Origin of the sequence: Streptomyces longisporus, assembly GCF_039532765.1 — a bacterium.
Classification (GTDB): Bacteria; Actinomycetota; Actinomycetes; order Streptomycetales; family Streptomycetaceae; genus Streptomyces; species Streptomyces longisporus.
This window is the reverse complement of the sequence record NZ_BAAASG010000001.1, coordinates 236676-257821: the sequence shown is the minus strand read 5'-3', so window position 1 is coordinate 257821 and position 21146 is coordinate 236676. Positions and strand designations below refer to the sequence as shown.

Here is a 21146-nt window from a genome sequence, read left to right as displayed (position 1 = left end):
CAGGGCGACCCCGCCGGAACAGCGTCCCGCTCGGCCTCATCGCGGCGATCACGGCGCCGTGGCGGTACGGCACCAACCGGGGTCGGCGCGGCTGAGCAGCTAGAACAGTGCCTTTCCGCTCTCGAAGTCCAGCAGGCGCTGTTTGCGGTCCAGGCCGCCGCCGTAGCCCGTCAGGCTGCCGTTCGCGCCGACGACTCGGTGGCAGGGGACGATGATGCCGATCGGGTTCCTGCCGTTGGCGAGGCCGACCGCTCGGGAGGCGGACGGGTTGCCGAGGGCCGTGGCGAGTTCGCCGTAGGAGCGGGTCTCGCCGTAGGGGATCTCGCGGAGCCGGCCCCATACCGTGCGCTGGAACGGGGTTCCGTGCAGGTGGAGTTCGAGGGTGAACTCCTTCAGGTCGCCTGAGAAATAGGCCTCCAGTTGTTCCTCTGCCTCTGCGAAGAGGGTCTCGTTCCGTGTGCCGAATGACTCCTCGGGTGGGCGGTGGCGCTGTTCGGTCATGTAGAGGCCGCACAGGATGCCGTCGTCGGCGACGAGGGTGAGGGGGCCGTACGGGCTGTCGATCACGGTGTGGTGCTTCATGGGGCTCATCACGAACGTCCTTACACGGGCAGGAAGTTGATGGGGTGGCTGTCGGTCGCCCACAGGTACTGGACGGCGTACGCCCGCCAGGGGCGCCAGGCCGCCGCGCGGGCGGTGAGGGCCGCCGGGGTGGACGGGAGGCCCAGTTCCCGGGCGGCGCGGCGGATGCCGAGGTCGGTGGGGAGGAAGGCGTCGGGGTCGCCGAGGGCGCGCATGGCGATGACGTCGACGGTCCAGGGACCGAAGCCGGGGAGGGCGAGGAGCTGGGAGCGGGTCTCGGGCCAGTCGCTCTCCGGTCCCAAGTGGACGGTTCCAGCAGCGAGTTGGCGTACCAGGGTGGTGAAGGTGGTGCGGCGGGTGCGGGGCATGGCCAGGGACTCGGGGTCGAGGGCGGCGAGTGCCTCGGGGGTGGGGAAGAGATGGGTGAGGCCGCCCTCGGGGTCGTCGATGGGGTCGCCGTGTGCCGTGACCAGGCGGGAGGCGTGGGTGCGGGCGGCGGCCGTGGAGACCTGCTGGCCGAGTACGGCCCGTACGGCGAACTCCGCCTCGTCGACCGTGCGCGGGACGCGTCGGCCGGGGGCCTTGTCCACCAGCGGCGCGAGGAGGGGGTCCGTGCGGAGCTGGTCGTCGATCGCGACCGGGTCGGCGTCCAGGTCGAGCATCCGGCGGCAGCGGCTGATGGCGACGGGGAGGTCGCGCAGGTCGCTGAGGGTGAGGCGGCAGGCGATGTGGTCGGGTTCGGGTGCCAGGGTCGCGATGCCGTGGCCGTACGGGAGGCGGAGGGTGCGGCGGTAGGCGCCCTCGCGCCACTCCTCCACGCCGGGTACGGCGGTCGCCGCCAGGTGGCCGAAGAGGTTGTCGGGGTTGAGGGGGGCGCGGAAGGGCAGGCGGAGAGTGAGGGCGCCGGGGGCCGCGGGGGCGTTCTTCTTGGGCAGCCTCGCCCGCAGCTCGCTCGGGGAGAGCGCGAAGACCTCACGCACGGTGTCGTTGAAGGTGCGGATCGAGGAGAAGCCGGCGGCGAAGGCGACATCCGCCATGGGCAGGGTGGTCGTCTCGATCAACAGGCGGGCGGTCTGGGCGCGTTGGGCTCGGGCCAGGGCCAGCGGGCCGGCGCCGAGTTCGGCGAGCAGCTGGCGTTCGATCTGGCGGGTGCTGTAGCCGAGGCGGGCGGCGAGGCCGGGGACACCGTCGCGGTCCACGACGCCGTCGGCGATCAGGCGCATGGCGCGGGCCACGAGGTCGGCGCGCTGGTTCCACTCCGGGGAGCCCGGGCTGGTGTCGGGGCGGCAGCGCTTGCAGGCCCGGAATCCTGCCTGCTGGCAGGCGGCCGCGCTCGGGTAGAAGGTCATGTTCTCGGGCTTGGGCGGTACGACCGGGCAGCTGGGCCGGCAGTAGATGCGGGTGGTCAGGACCGCCGTGAAGAACCATCCGTCGAAGCGGGCGTCCTTGGACTGGACGGCGCGTACGCAGCGCTCTCGGTCGGTGTGCATCCCGTTCTGCATGCGTCCAGCATCGGCGATGGGCGGGTCCGGGGCTGGCGAGAATCCGACATCAAGGTGGTGTGGGCTGGAGCGGTCCGGATCACCCTCTCCTCTGCGCGGTGGGTGGTGGGTACGCTGCCCTGCATGGACCGTGGACGGCAGCGACCGATGTGGCCGCTGTACGCGGCGGGGTTCACCACCGCCTTCGGGGCGCACGGTATCGCCGCGAACCTCGGGGGTGCCGGAAAGGGCGCGGTCACCTCGCTGCTCGTCCTGGGCGGTCTGCTGGCGCTCTACGACGGGGCCGAGGTTGTGCTGAAGCCGGTGTTCGGCACGGTGGCCGACCGGGTGGGGGCGCGGCCGGTGCTGCTCGGCGGGTTGGTGGCGTTCGCCGCCGCATCCTTGGTGTACGTCCTGGCGGACAGCCCGGGGTGGCTGTGGGCCGCGCGGCTCGGGCAGGGGGCGGCGGCGTCCGCGTTCTCGCCGGCCGCGTCGGCGCTGGTGGCGCGGCTGAATCCGGCGGCCAAGCACGGGCGGGTCTTCGGTAGTTACGGCTTCTACAAGTCCATCGGCTACACGCTGGGACCGCTGCTCGGCGGGGTGCTGGTGTGGGCGGGCGGGCTGCGGCTGCTGTTCGCCGTGCTGGCGGTGCTCGCTGCAGCCGTCGCGGTGTGGGCGCTGGTGACCGTGCCCGTCGTGGCGCCGCTCCCCCGCGCCCGGCAGACCCTGCTGGATCTGGCGCGACGGCTGACGGACCCGGTGTTTCTCGTGCCGACGGCCGCGCTCGCGGGGGCCACGGCCGCGCTCTCGGCCGGGGTGGGCTTTCTGCCGGTGTCCGGCGCGGTGGCGGGGCTCGGGACGGTGGCGACGGGGGCTGCGGTGTCGGTGCTGGCGGGGTGTGCGGCCGTCGTACAGCCCCGTGCCGGACGCGCCCTGGACGCCGGGCGGCTCACCGCGGGCGCGGGGCTCACCGCCGGGCTGTTGCTGGCGGCAACCGGCCTGGCCTGCGCGATGCTGCCCGGCCTGACCGGCATCCTGCTCGCCGCCGCCCTCATCGGCACCGGCACGGGCCTGATCACCCCCCTGGGCTTCGCAACCCTGGCCTCGGCGACCCCGCAGGAACGGCTCGGACAGACGATGGGCGCGGCGGAACTCGGCCGCGAACTCGGGGATGCGGGCGGCCCGTTGCTGGTGGCGGGGGTGGCGGCCGCAGCGACCCTGACGTACGGGTTCGGGGCGTTGGCGGTGGTGTTGGGGTGCCTGGCGACGGGGGTTGTGGCGGGGGTACGGAGGGCGACGGCCGGGTCGCGCTGAGGCGGGGGCGGGGCGGACCTGATGAGGAGGCCGACACAGGCTGTCCAGGCCGAGCGGCTCGCACACGCTGTCCGCGCCAGACAGCTCCCGCTCACGTCCACTCCGGGACAACGCCTGCCCGGCGTCCAGTCCGGACGAGTGGCGGCGCCCCCGTCGGCCGGGCCAGGCGTCCGCCCCCGTCCGCTCCGGGCCAGCGCCCGCGCCGGTCCGCGCCGCCTCCAGGTCCTGCTGCAACCGCCCACGCCCACGCCCCGCCCACTCCACCCCTGGCAAGCACCGCCCCGCGTTCACGCCCGGCGAGCGCCGACAGCCCCGTCGGCCCACACCGCCCCCTTCACCCGCAGCAAGCGCCCACGCCCCCATCCGGCCCAGCCCAGCACCCGCCCCCGCCACCCCAGACAAGCGACCACCCCCGTCCAACCCGGGCAAACACCGCCCCGCGTTCACGCCCGGCGAGCGCCGACAGCCCCGTCGGCCCACACCGCCCCCTTCACCCGCAGCAAGCGCCCACGCCCCCATCCGGCCCAGCCCAGCACCCGCCCCCGCCACCCCAGACAAGCGACCACCCCCGTCCAGCCCGAGCGAGCGCCAGCGCCACCAGCCGCCCCGGCCGCCTCGGTCATCTGCAGCAACCGCCCACATCCGCCCGGGCCGGCACCCGCCCCGTCGTCCACGCCCGGCCCGGGCCACCGCCCACGCCCGTCTGCTCCGGGAAAGCCCCCCCCCGGTCCAGGCGGGCGCGCGGTCCCACCCCCCAGGGGAGGCGCCCGCGTTACGTCAGCACGCCGCCCAGCAGATGCAGCAGATCGCCCGTCGCGTCCGCCGCGCCGAGGGCGGGCAGGACGCCGAGGGCCAGTACCGCCGCGGCGATCGGGCGCAGGTGGGGTGGCGGGGCCGTCTGCAGGGCGGCGACGCGGCGGGTGACGGCTCGGTCGGAGAAGTTCAGTGCGCAGCCGGGGCGGTGGGCGACCAGGGCGGCTCGGGCCAGGGCCTGGGCGGTGGTGCGGCGGTCGCCCACTGCGTCGGCGGCGCACTCGTCGGCCCAGCGCTCCACCAGGTAGGTGACCGTCGTACGCACCGGCGCGAGCAGGGGGTTCACCGCTGCGGCGAGGGTGACCGCGTGGACGAGCAGCGCGTGGCGGTGCGCGAGGTGGGCGCGCTCGTGGGCGAACAGGACGCGGCGTTCGGCGGGGCGCAGCGCGGCGAGCATCGCGGAGGTGACCAGGATCCGGCCCGGGGTCCCGGGCACCGCGAACGCCTGCGCGGTCGGCGAGGCCGCGACGACGAGCTCGATGCCGTCCGGGTGCCCCTCGCACAGGCGGCGCAGGGTGCGGCGGGTGGCGCGTTCGGCGCGGATCGCCCGCAGGACCCGGCAGACGGCCACCGCGAGAACCGCGAGCGCGGCGAGGGCGACGATCTCCGGGACGGGATCGGGCAGCACCCGACCGTCCTCACGGGCGTCGGCGACGACCGGCGGTGCCTCGCCGACAAGCGTGACCGTCAGCAGGACCAGCGCCCAGGTGGTGGCACCCGCGGCGAGGACGGCGGCCACGGTCAGAGCGCGGGCCGCCGGAGCGGGCGCGAGGCGCAGGCCGACCTGCGGACTGACGAAAGCGAGCAGCAGGGACAGCAGCAGCGGGGTGTAGACGTCGATCCTCATGGCCCGCGCCGCCTCCTTCGCCTGCTGCCTCTGCGCCTCGTGAACTCCCTGCCCGTATTGTTGCGGCCGCCGCCTCACGCACCGCTCTCGCTGAGGAGTGCCCGCAGCGCCGCCTCCTCCGCCGGGCTCAGGCCCGTGACGAACTGCTGGAGGGCGGCTATCGGGTCGGGGCCGCGGTCCAGGGCCTGGTGCATGGCCTCGGCGGTCATCTGTGCCGCGTTCTTCGCCGGGCGGTAGGCACCGCGCCGGCCGTCGGCGTCCCGCAGGACGAGGCTCTTGTCGTGCAGTCGCCGAAGGATGGTGTGCACGGTGTTGTAGGCGAGGTCGCCGCCGAGGTCGGTCTGGATCTCGGCCGGGGTGAGAGCCCGGTCCGTCGCCCACAGGGTGGCGAGGACCTCGCTCTCCAGCTCGCCGGGGCTGCGTCGCTCGCCCCTGCCGCGAGGAGTCGTGCCTGCCATGGCCACCACCTTACGGTGCGTAGGGTCCGGCGGTCACCAAGTCGCACCCGCCCCTTACCCGGCACCGGCTTCGCCCCGACCTACACCCTGTAGGGTGAGACCAACCCTACAACTTGTAGGGCCGGATGGGTGAACGATGACGAGGACCTCCCACGCCACCCCGACCCGCGCCACCCGGCACGGGCCGCCGGCGACCACCCGGCCGCCGTGGCGCTCCACGGGCGAATGGTGGCTCGCGGCGGTGGCGGCAGCCTTCACACTGCTCCAACTCGCCCTGGTACGGCCCGGAATGGGCCTGGGCTGGGACGAGACGGTGTACGTCAGCCAGGTGAGCACCCACGCCCCGGCGGCCTTCTTCAGCGCACCGCGTGCCCGCGGCATCACCCTGCTGGTGGCTCCCGTCGCCTCCTGGTCGTCGTCCACCGGGCTGCTGCGGGTGTACCTGGCGGTTCTGTCCGGGCTCGGTCTGTACTGGGCCCTGCGAGCCTGGCGGGGCCTGTTCCCGGTACGGGTGATCGCGGCCGGCGGCGCCCTGTTCGCATCGCTGTGGATCACCCTCTTCTACGGCCCGCAGGCCATGCCCAACTACTGGGTGGCCGTGGGCGGGTCGGCCACCGTGGGCTTCTTCCTGCACGCCCGGTCCGACCCCACCCGGCGCGGCGCCCTGTGGGGCGTGGCCGCGGGCACGGCGCTGATGGCGTGGATGCGGCCCACGGACGCCGTCTGGGTCAGCCTCCCGTTGCTCGCGCTCGTGCTGTTCGTCCGCCCCCGACGCCAACTGCGGCTGCTGTCGGCCCTGGTCACCGGCCTTGCGGCGGGGGCCACCGAGTGGATCGTCGAGGCGTACGTCGACTACGGCGGCGTCGGCGCCCGGCTGGCCGCCGGCTCCCGCATCCAGGGCGGCCTGGGCCTGCACAACGCCGTCGTCGACCAGCTGCGCAGCCTCGGCGGACGTGCCCTGTGCCGCCCGTGCACGGGGGCGATCGCGAGTCCGACGGTGATCGCCTGGTGGTTCGCCCTGCCGCTGCTCGCCGCCGCCGCGCTGGTCATCGCCGTACGGGCCCGCCGTACGCCCCCGACGCTGGTGCCGCTGGCCTGTGCGGCGACCGCGGCCGTGCCGTACCTCTTCCTGATCGGCTATGCGGCACCCCGTTTCCTGTTGCCCGCCTACGCCCTGCTCGCGATCCCGGTCGCGGACGCCGTGGCCCGTCTGGTCACCGCACCGAGCGGGCACCGGCGAACGCTGGCGGTGACAGTGGTGGCCCTGGGTCTCGCGGGCCACCTGGCCGTGCAGTTCGACGTGTTGGAGCGCGCCGTGTCCAGAACCACCGCCGACCACCGTGTCTGGGGTCGCACCGCCGCGGACCTGCGCCGTCTCGGCGTACGCCCACCGTGCCTGGTCACCGGGGGCGATTCCGTGCCGGTCGCCTTCGCCGCAGGCTGCGCCTCCGCCCACACCGGCGGCCACGACGCCAACACCACCCCTGCGGAACTCGCGCGAACCGGCCGCCGGATGCCGGTCGTCCTTCTCACCACTCGGCTCGGCCACCCGCCGTCGTACGCCCGCACATGGCAGCCACACCGCCTGACGGGCGGTTATGCGTACCTGTCTCCCGGCATGGCAGGGAAGGGCGGTCAAGGATGACCACGTCCGTGGACGGGACGGCACGCACAAGCACCGTCGGCGGAGTCCCGGCCGGCTCGGCAGCGCCCCGCAGGAGCGCGGGGCTGTCTCAATCTGCGGCTCCGCCGCGGGGTGCGACCAGCCACGACGGCACCGCAGACGAAAGACACCCCATCGCGGCCATGGCCGCAGTCGTCCTCACCGCCGCCGCCATCGGCCTCGCCGCCCTGCACTGGCCCGTCCTCCGGTCGGGCGTCGACCGACTGGCGGTCGCCGACCGCGGCTGGCTGCTGCTGGCAGCCCTGCTCACCCTGCTGACCTGGGCAAGCGCGGCGCTCACGCAGCAGGGCGCGGTGCGTGAGGCACTGCCCGCGGGCCGGCTGCTGACGGTGCAGTTCGCTGCCTCCGCGGCGAACCATCTGCTGCCTGCCGGGCTCGGCGCGGGCGCGGTCAATCTGCGGTTCCTGATGCGCAGCGGTCTGACACCCGGCCGGGCGGCCACGGCCCTCGCGGTCAAGTCCACCGCCGGAGCGGTCGTCCGGATCGCCCTGATGGCGGTGCTCGCCCTCGCCTGTCCCGGTGTGCTGCGGCTGCCGTCGGTGGGCGGATCGAAGCTGCTGGTCGGCGCGGTGGCGGCAGCGGCGGCGGTGCCCTTGGCCGTCCTGCTCGTGCGGCGGACGCGGCTGCGGCGGGCGCTGGCCTGCGCGGCGGCCGACGTCCGTGCCGTGCACGAGAACCCCCGGCGCGCGGCGGCCCTGTGGGGCGGCTCCCTGGCCTTCGCGGCCCTCCACACGGCGGTGGTGATCGCCGTCGTCCACGCCCTGGACGTACCGCTGCCGGTGGGGCGCATCGCGCTCGCCTATCTCGCCGCGAGCAGCGCCGCCGTCCTGCTGCCCACCCCCGGCGGCCTCGGCTCCCTGGACGCCGCGCTCGCCTGGGCGCTGACCACGGCAGGCGCCCCGGCCTCGGTGAGCGTGTCGGCCGTGCTCGGCTACCGGTTGCTGACCGTCTGGCTGCCGCTGGTACCGGGGCTGCTGGTGCTGGCCGGACTGGTCCGTTCGAGAGCACTGTGACGGCACCGCAGGCGCAGCACCGGCGTAGCCGTCGCGAGCGACGGCCTGCGGACGTCGTCAGCCGGAGGGCAGTCTGACCACAAAGCGCGCACCGGGGGTGAGTTCGGGGTCGTAGGAGACCTCGCCCCCCACGGAACGGGCCAGGCGTCGTGCCAGCGGCAGCCCGAGGCCCGCTCCGCCGTGTCCGTCGTCCGGGTCGGCGCGGCGGCCGGGCTGGAAGAGCTGTCCGGCGAAGGCAGGCGGCACGCCCGGTCCGTCGTCCGTGACGCAGATGCGTACGCCGCCGCCGTCGCGGTCCGCGCACAGGGTGACGCTCGACTCGGCGTACCGCAGGGCGTTGGCCAGCAGCGGGCTGACGATCCGTTCGAGGAGTGCGTCCTGTACGCCGGCCTCCAGGCGTCCGTCCGTGCCCTCTCTGACACCGGGCGCGCCGACCGTCACCGTCACGTGGTCGGGGGGATCCGCCTGTGCGGCGAGACGGCGCAGCGTGGGCAGGACCGGGGAGGTGCCGGGGGCGACGGTGGTCGCGTCTTCTCGGGCGCTGTTCAGGAGGGTGTCGCAGATGGTGCGCATCGACTCGGCGGCCTCGGCGATCGTCTCGTGCACCGCCTTGGTCTCGGCCGCCGTGCGGGGACGCGAGCGGTACCAGTCCAGCTCGGCGACGATCCTGCTGAGCGGGGTACGCAGCTCGTGCGAGAGTTCGCCGGTCAGCTGCCGCTCGTGCCGCAGCACCGCGCGGATCCGGTCCAGGAGGGCGTCCAACGAAGCGCCCAGCCGGGCGAGTTCGGCCGGTCGGTCCGCGCTGCCGAACCGTTCCTCGGAGGCCACCGCGCTCCACTGGGTGGCCTGGTCGGTCATCGTCCCGACGGGACGCAGCGCGCGTCCCACCGCCAGCCGGGTCAGCGCATAGGTGCAGGCCAGCATCACGCCGTCCAGGGCGAGCGAGCCCAGCAGCAGGATGTCGGCCGAACCCTGGTACGGGGACAGGTCCAGGGCCGTGACGATGGTGGCCGCCCGGTGTGCGCCGGGTACGGGCTCGGCGCAGAGGCGGACGGGGCTCGATCCGTGACCGGAGGTGGTGACGCAGTGCCGTCCGCCCTGGCGGGCCAGGCCTTCGGCGACCTGCGTGAGCGCGCCGGCGGAGGGTGGTTGCTCCAGCAGGCGCCGATCGGCGTAGATCCACACGTTCGCGTCGAGGAGGTGGTCGTTGACGGTCTCCAGGACCCGCACCCGTGGGCCGCCGGTGTCGACGGTGGTGGCGACGGCGGCCGCTCGGGTGCGCAGTTCGTCGTCCGCCTGGCGCCGCAGGTGGTGGCGGACGACGGTGTTGAAGACGACCGTGAGGATCACCATCAGGAGGGCGGCGGTGGTGAGCGCGACCAGGGAGAGCCGGCCGCGCAGCGTGCGGGGGACGAGACGGGGACGGAGGCCGGCGCCCGGGGTGCGTGAGGCCGCCGGCCGGGGAGGGAGTGCGGTCACGTCAGCCGGTGTCCGATGCCGCGTGCGGTGCCGATCGTGACGTCGCTGCCCGCCTCGCGCAGCTTGCGGCGCAGGCGGGTCAGGTACTGGTCGAGGGTGTTGTCGCTGACCTGGGCGCCCTCCGGCCAGCCCGCCCGGACGAGCTCGCGACGGCTCACGATCTCGCCGGGGGCGGCCATCAGGGGGGCCAGGAGCCGGAACTCCGTCGGCGTGAGGTCGACTTCGGTTCCGCGCACGGTCAGGGAGTGCCGAAGGGCGTCCAGGACGAGGTCGCCGGCCGCGGGGCGGGGTGCGGGTGCGGCGCGTTTGAGTGCCGCGCGCAGCCGGGCGGCGAGTTCGACCAAGTGGAAGGGCTTGGGCAGGTAGTCGTCGCCGCCCGCGGAGAACCCGGACAGCCGGTCGGTCAGGCTCTGCCGGGCGGTGAGAAAGATGACGGGGGCCACGAACCCGTTCGCCCGCAAGGCCTGGCAGACGTCCCGCCCGTCCGCATCCGGCAGCCCGACATCCAGCACGGCCGCAGCCACCTCGTCCTCGGCCAGCCGCAGCGCGGTCGCACCGTCGGCGGCCGGCACAGTGTCGAAGCCCTCGTCCCGCAGCCCCCGCAACAACACATCACGCAGGGCGTGATCGTCCTCGACGACCAGGATCTTGGGGGGCATGGTCCTCCGTCGGCGATTGTGCGTCGGTGGTCGGTGTGCTGCGGATGTTGTGGGTGGGACGCGGGGCGGTGGGCGGAGGTTCCCCAGGACGGGGGCGGATCGGCAGTGTCCGGGGGTGGGTTCGGCCCCGGAGTGTCCGTGGGCGGGGGCGGGTGGGCTGACCGTCCGACGACGGAGACAAGCCACGAGCCTCCGCAGGCGGACGCCGGCCCGAAGCCCCCCGGGACAGAGGTGCGGTGGGCGCGTCCAGCGCCGTGCCCGTGCCGGGTGCCCCTGGCTCATCACGCCCCGTCGGCTCCACGGGCAGCCACCGGGCCCAGCCCCACCACCACAGGCTCAGCCATGCGACGGCGAGCAGCCAGCCGCCGATGACGTCGCTCGCCCAGTGCACTCCGAGGTACACGCGAGTCAGGCCGACGGCCACCGCCCAGCACACCGCGAGAATGCAGGTCGTGCGGGCGAGATCCACGCGGGCGCGACGAGTCGTCGCCCAGCACAGGAGGCCTGCGGTGAGGGCCGAAGTGGTGGCGTGGCCGGAGGGGAACGCGAAGCCGGACGCATGCGTCGCCCAGTCGGCAGGCGCCGGGCGGGCCCGCGCGAGGAGTTCCATCGTTCCGGTGCGGACCAGTTGACCGGCGACCAGCACGACCAGGAGGACGACGGCGATCCGGAGCCGCTCACGCACGGTGCGCCCCGCGAGGCACCCGGCGATCACCACGAGTACGTAGGGCCAGGGCCCCGTCCCCGTAGCCGTGAACCCGCGGGCGAGCGCCACCGCTTCCGGGGGCCGGTGCGCAAGCCCCCACGCGTGGGCCGCCGTGTCCCCCGGCAGGGGCGCGCCGTGGCGCAGTCCCACCGCGGTCGCGAGGCCGGCGAACAGCAGCGCACAGACGACGGCAAGCAGCACCGGCGCTCGTCCGGCCCGGTTCACGCCTGGCCCTTGCCCCGTCCGGTTCACGCCTGGCCCTTGGCCGGTTCCACCCGGCCCTCGCCCGCTCCGGTTGGCGCTCGGCCCTCGTCCGCTCGGGTCCCTGCGCGGCCGCCCCGCAGGGTCGCGTGCCCGCGCACCCTGCACCGCCGACCGCCGCCCGCCCTCGGCCGGTCCCCGTGCTGAACGCCGGGCTACCCGCCCAGTCCCTCCGCCTCCACCGGATCCGGCATCACGTCGGCCGCGCTCGCCCTCACCACCCGGGCCAGCAGCACGCCCACCGGGCCCGGTGCCGCCACCGGACCCGGCTTCCTTTCCGCCGTCTCCAGCACTTCCGCCAGACCCAGCACCCTCCCCGCCGCGCCCGTCCCCGCCAGACCCAGCAGCCTCTTCAGCGCGCCCAGGAACCCGACCCGCGCCGTCGCCGCCCCCAACCGCACCCCGGCCCCGCTCGTCCCTCTCCCCCTCGCGCCCGATCATGAAGCCGTCACCAGCGGCCTGAGCCGGGTGGCGGCCGCCCGGGTGACAAGGGGGGCGGCGCGGTCCGCCAGGAGAGTGAGAGGCCAGGCGAGGGCCGCGCCGAATGCCAGGCCCACGATCACGTCATGCGGATAGTGCACGCCGATCCAGACCCGGGAGGCGGCCATCAGGACGGCCGCCAGGGCCGCGATCCAGCCGAGGCGCCGGTGGGCGAGCCACAGGGCGGCCGCGGCGGCCCCGGCGATCACCGCATGGTTGCTGGGGAACGACCAGTCGCCCGCGGCCGGGCACGCCTCGACCGTCACCGTGTGCAGCGTCCGGCACGGTCTGCGTTCGGCGACGGCCGACTTGACCAGCACATCGACCACGTAACAGACCACCACGACCACAGGGGCCGCCAGCGCCCGGACCATCCGCGCCTCCCCCGCACTGCGGGCCCACCACCACGCGGCAAGCATCAGCGCGCCGAACAGCGCGAGGCCGTAGTCGGACCAGGCGGCGATCACGGTGTTCACTGCATGCGGGGTGTGACGGGCGAGGCCGGTGATCCAGGTGTACGCGCCGCCGTCCACCGAGGCGCCGCCGAAGGCGAGACCGGTCACGAGGAGGCCCCCTCGGAGGCGCGGCGGGCGCGGGCGCGCCGGGCCTCGAGAGCGATCGGGGTCAAGGAGAGGACGACCACGAGGGCGACCAGCGGCAGCAGGTAGCGGTCGACGTTGGGCACCGAGGAACCCAGCGCGTAACCACCCAGCACCAGTCCGATCGTCCAGACGAGGCCACCGATCACCTGCCACAGGGTGAAGACCCGCACCGGCACGTCGAGCGCCCCCGCCAGCGGGTTCAGCACGGTGCGCACGACCGGCACGAAGCGGGCCAGGACCACCGCTTTGGCATGTCCGTAGCGTGCGAGCAGTTCCTCGGCCCGCGCCGCGCCCTCGTGCAGCTTCTTCGCACGGCTGCGCGCCAGCAGCGCGCGGCCGCCGCGCCGCCCGAGCCAGTACCCCGTCTGGGCACCGAGCAGTGCGCCGACCACGGCGGCGGCCAGCACCTGCGGGAGTGACAGGTGCACGGATCCATGGACACCGGGGACGCACAGCAGCCCGGCCGTGAACAGCAGCGAGTCGCCGGGCAGGAAGAAACCGACCAGCAGGCCGGTCTCGGCGAACATGACGACCGCGATACCGAACGCGCCGAAGGCGGACAGCAGGGATCCGGCATCCAGGACGTTCACCGCTTGGGCTACGGCGAACTGGGCAGCTGCCACGGAGGCGACCCCTCTCATACTGGGACGTGGACGGAGCGGGCACGGACCCGCACCTTGCGACTACAGTCATGTAGACCGTCTACTGAACTGTAGACGAATGAGAGCCGAGGAGTGTTCCCATGCCCCAGGGGCAGATTGACGAGCCGGTCGACGGCCCGGTCGACGGGCGCACGGACCGACGGCCGGCCGGCGAGCTCGAAGCGAGCGTGCTGGCCGCACTGTGGGCCGCCGACGCGCCGCTCACGCCCGGTGCCGTCCAGCTGGAGCTCGGCGGCGGTCTCGCCCGTACCACGGTGACCACGATCCTCACACGTCTGCACGCCAAGGGCGCGGTCACCCGCGCGCGCTCCGGCCGCGGCTACGCCTACGCACCGGCCCAGGACTCCCCCGGCCTCACGGCCCGCCGTATGCACGCCGAACTCGACAAGGACGAGGACCGCGGCACCGTCCTCGCCCGCTTCGTCTCCGATCTGAGCCCGGAGGACGAACAGCTGCTGCGCACGCTCCTGGAGGGCGGCCAGGAGGGCGGTGAGGACAGCGTGTGAACGGCGCCTTAGGGATCTTGTTGTCGGCTGCGGCGCGTAAGCTGGTCGACTACGGTCCTCAGGCCCCTGGAGGAATCCCGTGATCTACGCCGTCTGGCTTCCGCTGCTCATGCCGTTGCTCGCCGTGCCCGTGGCCCGGCGTGGTGCCGAGCAGTTGCGGCCGCGGACGGCCGCCTGGGCGCTGACGACTCTCGCGCTGGTCCTCGCCCTCTCCAGTACGGCGGCACTGGGCATACTGGCCCTGGCCGGCGCCCTGCGCCTGCCCTTCGTCGCCGAGGCGGCACGCCTCTCCCCGCATCTGCTGGGCGCCGGCTCGCCCACCACCGTGCCGGCCGCGGTGCTGGCCGCCCTCGCGCTGACGGGTCTCGGCGCCCTGGTCCTCGACCGGGCCCGCCGCCACCTGCGCGAACTGCGCGCCGCGCACCGGCAGTTCCGCAGTGGCGCGAGCGCCGGCGATCTCTGCGTGCGGCACGACGACAGGCCCGAGGCCTACGCCCTGCCCGGGCGGCCCGGCCGCATCGTGGTGACGACGGGAATGCTGCGCGCCCTCAGTGCCGGCGAACGCGAGGTGCTGTTCGCCCACGAGCGCGCCCATCTCACCGGCCGCCACCACGTCTTCCTCGCGGCCGCGGAGTTCGCCGTCGCGTTGCACCCCGCCCTGCGCGGCCTGCGCGCCCCGCTCTCGTACGCCCTGGAGCGCTGGGCCGACGAGTCCGCGGCGCAGGCGACGGGCGACCGCGCGCTCACCGCCCGAGCCGTCGGCCGCGCCGCCCTCGCGGCCCGTGCGGCGGGCCCCTCCGCGCGCCCCCGTCTGTCGCTGACCGCCACGGCGGGCCCGGTGCCCCGCCGTGTCACCGCCCTCCTGAGCGCCCCTGCGCCCGCCACCCGCATGCTCCCCCGCTCCCTGGCCTGTCTGCTCCTGGCCTGCGTGGCCGTATCGGCGACGGCGGTGCTGGACGCGGCCACCGATCTGCACGCGGGCATCGAGGTCGCCCAGGGCGAGCAGGGGCAACACGGGCACGCGGTCCTCGGTGACGGCGACTGACCCCGCGCAGACCTGACAGCCCCGTAGAGCCTGCGGTCATGGAGACCGGCGGGCCGCCCCTTCGATGAATCCGGTCACGAGGTCGACGTCTGCGCGCGTCCGGCAGCCGCTCCCGCATCCCGGGGCCGAGCGCGACCTCCCACGAACTCGTGCGCTCGCCCCCACCGGTAGAGCCCCCTTGGCGCCGATTTCCCGGCAATCACCCCAACCCGCTTCACCCCCTTTTCATGGCATGCCCTCGACAAATCTGCCACGCTACAGCGGTCGCACCACCGATACACGCAGCCCACTGCCGTCCGCAGGCGCACCCCAGCCGGCCGGGCGGCACCGAGCAGGCCGGGATCCCGGCCGCCGCAAAGGAGTTTCGCGTGAGAAGGACCCCCCACAGATCCATCGCCATGCGCGCACTGGCAGTCGCCGCGCTGGCCGCCGTCTCCCTTCCCGCCGCCCCCGCCACAGCCGCCCCGTCGGCCGCGGCAGCCTGCACCCCGGCCCAGGTGGTCGGCAACAGCGGCTTCGAGAGCGGCACTTCGCCGTGGACCCAGTCCTCGACGAGCGTCATCACCAGCCGTTCCGGCCAGACCGCCCACGGCGGCACCAGCTACGCCTGGCTGGACGGAACGGGCGGCACCCACACCGACAGCCTCTCGCAGAGCGTCACGATCCCGTCCGGGTGCAGCACCGCCACGCTCTCCTTCTGGCTCCACATCGACACCGACGAGACGACCTCGTCCACCGCGTACGACAAGCTGACGGCGAAGATCGGCAGCACGACGCTGGCGACGTACTCGAACCTCGACGAGAACACCGGGTACGTGAAGAAGACCCTCGACGTCTCGGCGTTCGCGGGGCAGACCGTGAGCCTCGCCTTCACCGGCAGCGAGGACTCCAGCCTGCAGACCAGCTTCGTCCTCGACGACATCGCCCTGGACACGTCCGGTGGCAGTACCCCGCCGGCGGACTCCACGCGCACGCCCGCCACGCCCTCGTACACCGTCAGCCTCAGCAGCAACACCAGCGGCACGGTGTGGACCGGCCACGAGAGCGCGACCTTCACCAACGCCTCCTCGACCGCACTGAGCGAGGTGTACCTGAGGCTGTGGGACAACTACCACGGCACCTGCGACGCCATGCCGATCACGGTCACCAACGTCACCGGCGGTACGGCGGGTTCCCTGTCCGTCGCCTGCACGGCCCTGCAGATCACCCTGCCGACGCCACTGGCGCAGGGGCAGTCCGCCACGATCGGCTTCGACCTGGGCATCACCGTGCCCAGCGGCGCCGACCGGTTCGGCCACGACGGCGCCTTCAACAACATCGGCAACGCGCTGCCCGTCCTCGCCGTCAAGGACGGCTCGGGTTGGCACCTGGACCCGTACACCAACAACGGTGAGTCCTTCTACTCCCTGGCCGCTGACTTCAAGGTGACCCTCGACCACCCGAGCAGCCTGCTGGTACCGGCCACCGGCACCTCGACCGACACCCCGGGCTCCAGCGGCCGTACCGTCACCACCGCGACGGCCTCCAAGGTGCGTGACTTCGCCTGGGCGGCCGGCCCGTTCAGCAAGGTCTCCGGCACCTCGGCCGCCGGGACCGCGATCAACATCTACTCCGTCTCGGGCATCAGCTCCTCCGACGCCCAGTCGATGCTCTCCACCGCCAAGTCGGCCGTGGACGCCCATGCGGCGCGCTTCGGGGCGTATCCGTACGGAGAGTTGGACGCGGTGATCGACAACAACTACTGGTTCGGCGGCATGGAGTACCCCGGGTTCGTCCTCGACCTGGTCAGCACCACCGCGCTCACCCATGAGATCGGCCACCAGTGGTGGTACGGCATCGTCGGCGACGACGAGTACAACAGCCCCTGGCTGGACGAGGCGTTCACCGACTACGCCACCGACCTGGCCCTCGGCAAGACCGGCACGAACTGCTGGAACAGCGTCTCCTGGGCCTCGTCGGCGGAGAAGATCACCAACTCCATGGCCTACTGGGACGCCCACTCGTCCCGCTACTCCACCGTCGTCTACGGCTACGGCAAGTGCGCCCTGCACGACCTGCGGCGGCTGCTCGGCGACACGGCGATGACCAAGTTGCTGAAGGACTACGCCACTTCGCACTGGTACGGCGTCTCGACCACGGCCGAGTTCAAGGCGGCCGCGCAGGCCGCCACGACCACGGACCTGACCTCCTTCTGGAGCACGCACCGCATCGACGGCTGAGCATCGGCCCGGCGGGCCCGCGCGGCGAACGCCTCGCGGGCCCGCCGGTCCTTTCACCCTCGCGCGCGGTTGAAATCAGCTCCCGGGTCCGCCTCGTGACGGTCACGTTGATGCGGAAGGCGCCGGCGGCAGACAGGCGGGGGCGCGAACTACTGACCTGGCGCGGGCGCAGGAGCCGCTCGCGCGCCCCTGCGTCGTGTGATCAACCGCGCCCCCCGGGACCGCGTCCTCATCGTCGCCTGGCGGGGCGCACTGTTGGCTGCCCCTCTTCCTGAACTCACGTACTGCGCTGGGCAGTTGGTGTCCCAGGCGGTGCATCGGTGGCGGTTCGAGTCGATGAGATCGACCGACTTCGCCCGGAATCCCATGACATGAATGGCATATGACCTATGCCTATCCGTTCCGTTACATATCTCTCTTGCGTAAAGCTCAATAACTTCACCCGTCCTTCACATCTTCCGGACCGCTACATTCCTCTCCTTCGGTATGCGCCTTCTGGCCGTTCCGTCCCATGACGGACCGACATGTCTGACGGCCGGCGCACACTCATCGGGGGAAAGGGCTGGGGACCCATGCACGTGAGCGACATGGCAGCCGAGGCTGTCCGCGTCCTGACTCAGCACATGACATCGGCGGCCGCGGGTGCGGGGCAGGTCGCGCAGGGGGTGGCGACCCGGCTGCTGGCCGATCTGGTCGCGGACCGGCTGCGCCGCGGGGGCAACGGCGGGCAGTGGGACGACTTCGCCCGCGACCCGCGCAACAACTCCCTCGTCGAGTACCTGCTGAGACAGGCGGTGGAGGAGGACGAGGACTTCCGGAGCGCCCTCGCCGAGGCGGTGCGCGGGGCGAAGGCCGAGCGGCCGGGCGGCACGCGGGTGAACTCGATCAGCATCGGCCGTGACGGCGACGCGCAGATCGGCGACCGGCGCGACACCTACGGCGACCACAACCGCGTGGTCAACGGAGCCGGTTCGATCTACGAAGGCGATGTCACCCACCAGCATGAGGGCGACACCTACGAGGGAGACGTCACCCACAACAGCCCGGTCGGGCGCTACGTGGTGATCGCCCTGGTCGTCCTGGCGCTGATCCTCATCGTTTTCAAGGCCGTTCCGGCGATCCTCGGCGGCGAGGACGCGGGCCTGACCGGCTCCTCGACCTGCAAGGACTTCCTGAACGAGGACCAGGCGACGGAGTCACAGGCCCTGGTCGACATCGCCACGTCCAAGGGGCTCGGCGGCTTCGGCAGCCCGCTCGCCCTGCCCGCCATCCGCTACGAGTGCAGCTTTCGTCCGGACGACTCACTGGGCTCGGTGATCGAGAAGTACAAGGGCCAGTTCTGACGTCCGTGGAGTGCAGGTGCCAACGTCCGACAAGGGGGACCAACCATGCATTGGGGTGTCTACGAAGTCTTCTCCGTGATCTCGGGGATCGTGCTTCTCGTCTGCGGGCTGATGCTGCCCGACATCACCGTGAAGGACCGATCGTGGTCGGTGCTCGGCGGTGCGTTCCTGCTGGTCTACGGCGTCTACGTCGCCAAGCAGACCTCGGGCACGTACTACTTCCCGGTCGCCGTCTTCATCATCCCGGTGGGAGCGGTGCTCTACCTGCTCGCCGCCGCGTTCGGCGCGACCCGGTCCGGGGCCACCGGCGCCTCGGACGACGGTGAGTAGGGAGAGAGGGCACGGTCATGACCGACGACACCGCATACGGGCCCACCGACGCCCGGCCCGGACAGCCCACCTGTCTGCGCCCCGGCTGCCGGCAGCACAACAAGCTGGAGCTCGGCCCCCAGTGCCGGGGCTGCGGCCACCGTACGTCGATCCGGCCCCGGCCGGACCTGTTCCAGACGCTGGGCTACCACAACCGGCCCGCGCCGGTGCCCCCGATGCCGGAAGGTGCGCCGCCGGTGCCCTCCGCGCCGCCGAGGCCGGTGGCATCGCCGTTCGTGTCGGCGGGAGCCTTCGGGCCTCCGGCGATGCCGGTACGGCCGCCCGCGCAGCGGCTGGGCGTGCGGGAGACCGCCTCCCGGGCGATCTTCGGCGGCTTCTGGTGCCTGGTGACGGCGGGCGGGGCCGTCGCCGCGGTGAAGGGGCTGGCGGACGGCGACTTCGGCGGCTTCCTGCTGAGCGTCCTCGTCGCCACGGCGAGCGGCTTCTACGCCCGCTACATCTTCCGCGGCGGCCGCTTCCGCATCCTCTTCTTCTAGGAGACGCGGGAGCGGCAGAGCCTCCGCCGATGATTTTGTGGCTCCCGACCGGTCCAAGCTCGTGACACCTCAGGAAAGGACACCGCCATGTCGGAGCTTCTCGTCGACTTCATCACCTCCCTCGACGGCTACGCATCGGGAGAGGGATGGCCCGGGTTCTGGGGCCTGGAGGGCCCGGAGTACCTCGCATGGCTCGGCGAACAGCCCAAGGCCGCCTACCTGATGGGAGCGAACACCTACCGCCTGATGTCGGGCTTCGCCGCGGGCGAGGTGCCGAAGGGCCAGGACGAGTTCAGGCCCGAGGAAGAGGCCTCCGTGGACGAGCTCACGCAGGCGTCGAAGGTGGTGTTCTCCTCCACACTCGAGGAGCCACTGACGTGGGCCAACTCCACGCTCGTGCGCGACGACGCCGTCGAGGCGGTCCGCGCCATGAAGTCGAGCGGCTCGGGGCTCCTCAGCACGATCGGCAGCCTCAGCCTGTGCCGGTCCCTGCTACGAGCGGGACTCGTCGACCGCTTCCGGGTCGTGATGTTCCCGGTGATCACCGGGGCCACGGGCGAAGAACGCATCTACGACGGCTATCCGGACGTCGCCCTCGAGATGATCGAGCACCGCACCTTCGACGGCCGCATCCAACTGGTCGAGTACAAGCCCCGCGTGCTCGAGCACCCACCGCTCGGCGCCCCTGCGTGACATCGCCCCGTCCGCCGGTGGGGCTGGGGAATTGGTGTGCCCCACCACGGCTTCCTCAGCCGAGTCGCTTGGCGAACGCGTCGTACGCTCGGCCGTCGAAGAGGATGAACCGCACTTCTTTGACGTCCGTAGACGGCCCCGTGGTCGGGCTCAGGCGGAAGGGCCGAGCGGCAGCGAGGGCCCGGGGGACGAGTGTCTTCTCGTGCCTGACGCGGGAGGAATTCTCGGCAGCGGCCCATCTCGACGACCCTCGAAGCAGCCGAGGTGCTCGCGGCGCTGCCCTGGCGCACATCGCCTGGCCTGTGCAGTTGAGGCGCCTCGACCGGCACCGGCTTCGCACCTGACGGAAGGTGCATGCGGTGCGCTCATGAGTCATGCCGGGATCGGAGGCCGGGAGCCCCGTTGTGGGGCTCGCGGAGATGAGGATGCCGAGGTCATCGCGCTGGCTGTGGCGGAAGGGCGGCGACTTCTGGCGGCTCACGCGGCCCGAGTCCCCCGCGCCCGCAGCTGCGCGCTGAGCTGGTCTCGTGGGCCCCGCCGACGCCAAGCGGCGGCCCTCCGCTGCCACCGTCGCCGTCGTGGGCACTCCGTCGAGAGGGGCGGGCGGGCAGGAGCCGTCCGTGACGGCACTCTGCCCGCTGCACTCCCACCGGCTCGACGTTTCCCCAGGTCAAGCCACGAAGTACTGCTCGAGGACTAGCGGTCGGTCCCGAAGTACCGGTCGCCGAAGTCGCCGATGCCGGGCAGCATGTAGGCCTGCTCGTTGAGACCGTTCTCAACGGCCGAGGTCACGATCCGGACCCCGGGGTAGCGGTCGGCTACGGCGGCGATGCCCTCGGGGCAGGTGATGAAGTTGACGAAGACGATGTGCTCCTCCGGCACACCCAGCTCGCGCAGGACCTCGATGGCCGCGAGGGCGGTGCCGCCGGTCGCCAGCATCGGGTCGAGCAGGAGGACCTGGCGGTCCGCGATGTCCTGCGGCAGGGCGGTGTAGTACAGGTGCGGCTGCTTGGTCGTCTTGTCGCGCTGGATGAGGATCTTGCCGATTCTGATGCCCGGGACCACGGCGCGCAGTTCGGCCTCCATGCTCTCCCCGGCACGGATGATCGGCACCCCGATCAGCTTCTGCGCGAAGCGCAGGCCGTGGTAGGTGCTGCCGACCGGGGTGGTCACGTCGTACGGCTCGAAGGGCAGCAGGTTCAGCGCCGCCTCGGTGAGCATCCGGATGATCCGGCCGGCGCCGAAGACGAAGTCCTCACGGCTGGCGTCACGGTTGCGGACGACCGTGTGCAGGGCGCGGAGCTGGTCGGTCTGCGGGAGCAGGTGAACGTTCGCGCCGAAGAAGTGGCCGCAGGTGTCCGAGGTGGCGGAGGCAGTGGTCACGGGGCGCAGGGCGGTGGTCATCGGTGGCTCCTTCGTGGGTGGGGTGGAGC

At 72.9% G+C, this 21146-nt stretch carries 21 protein-coding genes; 10 read left to right on the top strand and 11 right to left on the bottom strand.

The features are described 5' to 3' along the window. Positions 1–99: 99 nt before the first annotated feature. Both ABD355_RS01110 and ABD355_RS01105 read right to left on the bottom strand, forming a co-directional pair. Entirely contained in the window at positions 100–582 is a 483-nt protein-coding gene (locus ABD355_RS01110; RefSeq protein WP_344398133.1) for a methylated-DNA--[protein]-cysteine S-methyltransferase, read from the bottom strand. 20 nt (positions 583–602) lie between these two features. Then, on the bottom strand, positions 603–2072 hold the full coding sequence (locus tag ABD355_RS01105; RefSeq protein ID WP_344398132.1) for an AlkA N-terminal domain-containing protein: 1470 nt from the start codon (positions 2070–2072) through the stop codon (positions 603–605). A 159-nt stretch (positions 2073–2231) separates the two neighbouring features. Between ABD355_RS01105 and ABD355_RS01100 the strand changes: the two genes are divergently transcribed. Then, positions 2232–3377, top strand: coding sequence for an MFS transporter (locus tag ABD355_RS01100; RefSeq protein WP_344398130.1), 1146 nt, complete (start codon positions 2232–2234; stop codon positions 3375–3377). A 772-nt stretch (positions 3378–4149) separates the two neighbouring features. Here ABD355_RS01100 and ABD355_RS01095 read toward each other — a convergent pair. Together ABD355_RS01095 and ABD355_RS01090 are read right to left on the bottom strand one after the other, a co-directional pair. Beyond that, on the bottom strand, positions 4150–5037 hold the full coding sequence (locus ABD355_RS01095; protein WP_344398027.1) for a M56 family metallopeptidase: 888 nt from the start codon (positions 5035–5037) through the stop codon (positions 4150–4152). 74 nt (positions 5038–5111) lie between these two features. Then, positions 5112–5495 (bottom strand): BlaI/MecI/CopY family transcriptional regulator, encoded by a 384-nt coding sequence (locus ABD355_RS01090; RefSeq protein ID WP_344398026.1) that lies wholly within the window; start codon positions 5493–5495, stop codon positions 5112–5114. A gap of 136 nt (positions 5496–5631) precedes the next feature. Between ABD355_RS01090 and ABD355_RS01085 the strand changes: the two genes are divergently transcribed. Together ABD355_RS01085 and ABD355_RS01080 are read left to right on the top strand one after the other, a co-directional pair. Then, positions 5632–7140 (top strand): hypothetical protein, encoded by a 1509-nt coding sequence (locus tag ABD355_RS01085; protein ID WP_344398025.1) that lies wholly within the window; start codon positions 5632–5634, stop codon positions 7138–7140. Positions 7141–7301: 161 nt separating this feature from the next. Further along, positions 7302–8192 (top strand): lysylphosphatidylglycerol synthase domain-containing protein, encoded by an 891-nt coding sequence (locus ABD355_RS01080; protein ID WP_344398024.1) that lies wholly within the window; start codon positions 7302–7304, stop codon positions 8190–8192. Between the two features lie 57 nt (positions 8193–8249). Here the strand turns inward: ABD355_RS01080 and ABD355_RS01075 are convergent, their stop codons facing one another. From ABD355_RS01075 to ABD355_RS01050, 6 genes are all read right to left on the bottom strand, one after another. Beyond that, the gene (locus tag ABD355_RS01075) at positions 8250–9671 is read right to left on the bottom strand and encodes a sensor histidine kinase (protein ID WP_344398023.1); all 1422 of its coding nucleotides are present in this window, start codon (positions 9669–9671) and stop codon (positions 8250–8252) included. After that, positions 9668–10330, bottom strand: coding sequence for a response regulator transcription factor (locus tag ABD355_RS01070; protein ID WP_344398022.1), 663 nt, complete (start codon positions 10328–10330; stop codon positions 9668–9670). The genes ABD355_RS01075 and ABD355_RS01070 overlap by 4 nt, the downstream gene beginning before the upstream one ends. Next, positions 10284–11261: a phosphatase PAP2 family protein gene (locus ABD355_RS01065; RefSeq protein ID WP_344398021.1), complete on the bottom strand. Its 978-nt coding sequence runs from the start codon at positions 11259–11261 to the stop codon at positions 10284–10286. Before ABD355_RS01065 ends, ABD355_RS01070 begins: the two co-directional genes overlap by 47 nt. Positions 11262–11452: 191 nt before the next feature. Next, positions 11453–11698, bottom strand: coding sequence for a hypothetical protein (locus ABD355_RS01060; protein ID WP_344398020.1), 246 nt, complete (start codon positions 11696–11698; stop codon positions 11453–11455). A gap of 36 nt (positions 11699–11734) precedes the next feature. After that, entirely contained in the window at positions 11735–12340 is a 606-nt protein-coding gene (locus ABD355_RS01055) for a phosphatase PAP2 family protein (RefSeq protein ID WP_344398019.1), read from the bottom strand. Further along, positions 12337–13002 carry a DedA family protein gene (locus ABD355_RS01050; RefSeq protein ID WP_344398018.1) on the bottom strand — a complete coding sequence of 222 codons (666 nt, stop codon included), beginning with the start codon at positions 13000–13002 and terminating at the stop codon, positions 12337–12339. The genes ABD355_RS01055 and ABD355_RS01050 overlap by 4 nt, the downstream gene beginning before the upstream one ends. 119 nt (positions 13003–13121) lie before the next feature. On the opposite strand from ABD355_RS01050, the gene ABD355_RS01045 reads away from it, so the two are divergent. The 7 genes from ABD355_RS01045 to ABD355_RS01015 all read left to right on the top strand — a co-directional run bounded on the left by ABD355_RS01045 (position 13122) and on the right by ABD355_RS01015 (position 19713). Then, positions 13122–13547 carry a BlaI/MecI/CopY family transcriptional regulator gene (locus tag ABD355_RS01045; RefSeq protein WP_344398017.1) on the top strand — a complete coding sequence of 142 codons (426 nt, stop codon included), beginning with the start codon at positions 13122–13124 and terminating at the stop codon, positions 13545–13547. A 79-nt stretch (positions 13548–13626) separates the two neighbouring features. Next, complete coding sequence (locus ABD355_RS01040; RefSeq protein ID WP_344398015.1) at positions 13627–14592, top strand: M56 family metallopeptidase; 966 nt, start codon at positions 13627–13629, stop codon at positions 14590–14592. Between the two features lie 368 nt (positions 14593–14960). Then, complete coding sequence (locus ABD355_RS01035; protein WP_344398014.1) at positions 14961–16811, top strand: M1 family metallopeptidase; 1851 nt, start codon at positions 14961–14963, stop codon at positions 16809–16811. Positions 16812–17389: 578 nt separating this feature from the next. Next, positions 17390–18154: a hypothetical protein gene (locus ABD355_RS01030; RefSeq protein ID WP_344398013.1), complete on the top strand. Its 765-nt coding sequence runs from the start codon at positions 17390–17392 to the stop codon at positions 18152–18154. A 45-nt stretch (positions 18155–18199) separates the two neighbouring features. Further along, positions 18200–18484, top strand: a complete 285-nt coding sequence (locus tag ABD355_RS01025; RefSeq protein WP_344398012.1) for a hypothetical protein — start codon at positions 18200–18202, stop codon at positions 18482–18484. A gap of 17 nt (positions 18485–18501) precedes the next feature. Then, on the top strand, positions 18502–19020 hold the full coding sequence (locus tag ABD355_RS01020; RefSeq protein ID WP_344398011.1) for a hypothetical protein: 519 nt from the start codon (positions 18502–18504) through the stop codon (positions 19018–19020). An 87-nt stretch (positions 19021–19107) separates the two neighbouring features. Continuing rightward, complete coding sequence (locus ABD355_RS01015; RefSeq protein WP_344398010.1) at positions 19108–19713, top strand: dihydrofolate reductase family protein; 606 nt, start codon at positions 19108–19110, stop codon at positions 19711–19713. A 696-nt stretch (positions 19714–20409) separates the two neighbouring features. Here ABD355_RS01015 and upp read toward each other — a convergent pair. Continuing rightward, complete coding sequence (upp, locus tag ABD355_RS01010; RefSeq protein WP_344398009.1) at positions 20410–21117, bottom strand: uracil phosphoribosyltransferase; 708 nt, start codon at positions 21115–21117, stop codon at positions 20410–20412. Positions 21118–21146: the final 29 nt, after the last annotated feature.